The following is a 2,830-nucleotide window of genomic DNA, read 5'->3' as shown; positions in this document are numbered from 1 at the left end:
ATTACACGGGACCACGGCATAAAACTTGTTTTTCCCAAGAGTGACCACTGCACCCCTGCTCACCCGCGTTAATTCAGAAAAGAAGTTAGCCGCCGGTTAAGAAGGTTAAGAAGCCTTTGAAACACTTTAGCAGCTAGTCGCTAATAGCTATTAGCTAACAGCTATTAGCTATCTACTTCTTCTAGTCTAATTTCTCACCACTGAGAATGAAGATGGGATCGATCGCGGCTAGCGTCTGATTTGTCCCTCGTTTTTCCAGCCGATTCATCGCCGACTGCACCACCTCTACATGGCGGACATGCAGTTCAGCAAAGCTCTCAGAAATCTGGTAAAGACTGTCTAAATTCGTTGCAGTTGCCACCACGCGCCCGTGGGGCTGCAAGTGCGTCCAGGCTTCTTGCAGGATGGCTTTCAGCGATCGTCCGCCCTCAATGCAAATGCGATCCGGTCGCGGCGTTAAATCGGTGAGACATTCTGGCGCACTGCCTTCGATCACCTCCACATTTGAGACGCCAAAGCGATCGCAGTTGCGCCGAATCAGACTGGCAACGTCCTCATCGCGCTCCACCGCAATGATTTGTCCCTGCGGACACAGTAAGCCTGCTTCCACCGTAACGGTGCCCGTCCCCGCCCCAATATCCCACAGCACCGAATCTGCTTTCAGCCGCAGGTAGCAAATCAGCAGCAGCCGAATTTCGCGCTGGCTCAAGGGAATTCCCGGCAGGCGCTCAAACAACTCATCAGGAATGCCAGGCGTTACGTAGGACCAGAGGGGGGAAGACATAAAGGACAAAGGGATGGATTCCTCCCCATTGTGAGGTAGGGGCGCAAGATATGACCGCCGTGAGACTGAAATCGCGTTTAGCCTGCACCCATGCGCTCTAGCAAACACTGCGCGATGCGCTTGGCGGCTCCTGGCTCGCCCAAGCGGCGGCGACCGTTTTCGGCAATCAGATGTAGACGATCGGGATTTGCCAGCAGTGACCGGATGGCGCTAAACGCCTGGACAGGCTCTGTAACCAACTCCACCGAAGCGCCCAACAGCCGCGTCTGCGCCTCCGCAAATGTAGGGGTAAACTGAGGTCCCTTTCCCGGAATCAGGATTGCGGGCTTGCCAAGTCCAACGAACTGCTCGGTTGCCGTACCCGCCATTGCGATCGCCAGATCTGCCACGTGCAAGCTTTCGGCAAACTGATTCGGCCTCATCAGCGTCAGCGTTGCCCGGCGATCGCCGACGCCGATCGCGTAAGCCTCTGTCTCTGTCTGCTGCCAACGGTAAGCAAGCAGCTGTTGGTGAAACACTGCCGCGTCCAGTCCGGGCGCGATCGCTACAAGCAGCCGCAGCGATCCTTGCATCTGTGCCAAAATACCATTCGCCGCTTGCAGCAGCGTTTCCCAGTTGTCGTATGCCTCTGGTGGGCGAGAGCCAGGCAGAAGAAGCAGGGTGAGAGTGGGGTTAGCAGTTGACGGTTTCACCTCTACATCTCTCCATTCGCCATTCCCCCGATCCAATCCATCCATCATCGGATTTCCCAAATCGAAAGCGGGAATGCCATAGCGCTTAAGACTGAGAGCAGTGATGCGATCGCGAGGAAACACAGCTTTGCAGCGGGGATGGCGCATTAACCAGCGCTCCCAGGGTAGGTAAACGCAGCCAGTCCAGCGCTCGAGTCGATCGTCCCACCACGATTGACGCGGCAGCCAACCGGACTCATCTCGCAGGTAGTACTCCGATCTCGCAGTGCCAATGAACGCGTAGGGCAGTCCACTCAGCCACGCGAAAACTAAAGGCACGATGTCGCCAACGGCAAGAATAAACGAGGATTCAGATTTTGACGGTTGACTAATGGATTTTGATTGGTTGCTCTGTTCGCCCGTGCTCCACTCGCGCACGGTTCTAATCTGCTCTAGCGTCAGTTGCAGCAAGCCGCCTTGCAGGTCGCGGGCGAGTTGGCTTCTGTCGGTGTTGATGAAGCCGCCAGATGGCATCCGCTTTACAGCGCCAGCGATCGAAATGCCCGCCTGAGTGTACGCGTGTCCAACTCCCACGATCGGCAGTGCTTCAATATTGGGTGGATTGGGCTGTTGCCGCAGAGCTTGCAGAATGCGGAGGGCGATCACATCTTCGCCGTGACCGTTGCTGAGGCAGAGAAGGCGCATGAAACGAGAAGAATGAGGGGCTAGGAGCTAGGATAGGTCAAATGGACGATCGAGAGTCAAGGCGATGAAACGAGCGGTTTCTAGTCGGTTGGCTTCAATCGGTTACAACTTTGAATTATGATCAACGAAGTCATCTTGTAACGATCGTTTTACATACTGTCATGGATATTTTGTCGTTGGGCTGGGTCGGGCTGTTAGTCGTGTTTACCTTCTCCATTTCGATGGTGGTTTGGGGACGGAATGGTTTTTAGGGAATCGGGAATTAGGTAACAGGGAATCAGAAATTGGTTAGGGCTGTGGATTCGATCAAGTGGAGAGCTTGTGGGGTCAGCATCCTGCCTTGAATAGCCGCTCGCGCAGCATGGCTGAAAGACGTGGCGGCTATCCGACTTTATTGGATTCATGATTCTTGTGGATTTGACAACGTGAACCATAACCAATGACTCACTACCTGTTACCGATCGATCAATAGCAAATCAGTCATAAAAAACTTGTAAGCGTTGTGGAATCTCAAGTATTTGGCATTCTCGTCGTTGCTGCCTTTGGCTTGTTGCTGGTAGTAAGCGTAGGAATTGGGTATTTGACGCTGGCAGAGTGGCGCGATCGTCGCCGCCGCGAGAACGCTCTGCGGGAAGAGCGTTCAGTTGAACGTAAACCAGGCAAAGCCAAG

3 protein-coding genes are annotated in these 2,830 nt (G+C 54.2%); 1 reads left to right on the top strand and 2 read right to left on the bottom strand.

The window, feature by feature from the left end; translation table 11 throughout:
• Positions 1-181 precede the first annotated feature (181 nt).
• Both cbiT and H6F43_RS12830 read right to left on the bottom strand, forming a co-directional pair.
• Positions 182-784: a precorrin-6Y C5,15-methyltransferase subunit CbiT gene (gene cbiT, locus H6F43_RS12835; RefSeq protein WP_190343141.1), complete on the bottom strand. Its 603-nt coding sequence runs from the start codon at positions 782-784 to the stop codon at positions 182-184.
• A 77-nt stretch (positions 785-861) separates the two neighbouring features.
• Entirely contained in the window at positions 862-2,160 is a 1,299-nt protein-coding gene (locus H6F43_RS12830) for a lipid-A-disaccharide synthase-related protein (RefSeq protein WP_190343140.1), read from the bottom strand.
• A 161-nt stretch (positions 2,161-2,321) separates the two neighbouring features.
• Between H6F43_RS12830 and petN the strand changes: the two genes are divergently transcribed.
• Positions 2,322-2,411 (top strand): cytochrome b6-f complex subunit PetN, encoded by a 90-nt coding sequence (gene petN / locus H6F43_RS12825; protein ID WP_006615846.1) that lies wholly within the window; start codon positions 2,322-2,324, stop codon positions 2,409-2,411.
• The last annotated feature ends 419 nt before the right edge of the window (positions 2,412-2,830 follow it).

Origin of the sequence: Leptolyngbya sp. FACHB-36 (assembly GCF_014695955.1) — a bacterium.
Lineage (GTDB): Bacteria > Cyanobacteriota > Cyanobacteriia > Leptolyngbyales > Leptolyngbyaceae > FACHB-36.
The sequence above is the reverse complement of the archived record's forward strand: the minus strand, read 5'-3'. Positions and strand labels throughout refer to the sequence as shown.

Coding starts and splice junctions, on each gene's coding strand:
- cbiT (WP_190343141.1), bottom strand. CDS start 784: ATGTCTTCCCCCCTCTGGTCCTACGTAACGCCTGGCATTCCTGATGAG.
- H6F43_RS12830 (WP_190343140.1), bottom strand. CDS start 2,160: ATGCGCCTTCTCTGCCTCAGCAACGGTCACGGCGAAGATGTGATCGCC.
- petN (WP_006615846.1), top strand. CDS start 2,322: ATGGATATTTTGTCGTTGGGCTGGGTCGGGCTGTTAGTCGTGTTTACC.